We start from the raw sequence: 579 nt of genomic DNA, 5'->3' as shown, positions 1-579 counted from the left end.
CAATCGGCAACGATCAATACGATGTCGCAGCGTCGCTGAAAAACAGATCTGCAGGAGAGGTCGACAAAGAAGTGGTGTTGCTGATAAATCGATACCCGCCAGAGATTGAGAGGTCTATGGTTTGGGTAAAAGCCGATGAGTTTACAGAGCCATCACCGCACGTAGTCATTACTTTACGCAGTGATGGCGAAATGATCGAGTTGCGACTTACTCGGCTTTAGTTTCTTTATGCAAAGCAAGAAATGTCGCCATGGCAGATTCATCTAAAAATCCGTCTGCCTTTTTATGTGCGCGCAGGTATTGGTACCCTGCAATGAGCTTTCGATGAAGCTCTTCTTTATCTTCTGTCAGCTCTTCATTCATCACGTGTTGGAAAGCCAATTTATAGGCATCCATATCCACCACTTCAGCACGACGGTAGAGATAACCGCAACCCGTCGCTAACCATTCAAGAGAGCAGTTTGCCCGCATCGCAATCTGATTGGCTTTGGTTAGGCTAGGTTCGCTGCCTTTTATGTACTTTCGGATGAGCGCTTCCGACACATCAACGCGTCGCGCAAATCCGCTGATGCTTTCTTC

1 protein-coding gene and 1 pseudogene are annotated in these 579 nt (G+C 47.3%); one reads left to right on the top strand and one right to left on the bottom strand.

Annotated elements, in window-relative coordinates:
- Positions 1-221: pseudogene (locus tag R7Q46_RS28885) on the top strand (hypothetical protein); the annotation flags it as partial.
- Here the strand turns inward: R7Q46_RS28885 and R7Q46_RS28880 are convergent.
- Positions 208-579 (bottom strand): helix-turn-helix transcriptional regulator (locus tag R7Q46_RS28880; RefSeq protein ID WP_318078542.1); only part of this gene is annotated, 372 nt, incomplete at its 5' end. The pseudogene R7Q46_RS28885 and the gene R7Q46_RS28880 sit on opposite strands and share 14 nt — an antisense overlap.

The sequence above is a fragment of the Vibrio sp. 811 genome (assembly GCF_033339195.1).
Note: the sequence above shows the minus strand (reverse complement) of the source record. Positions and strands in the feature narration are given on the sequence as shown.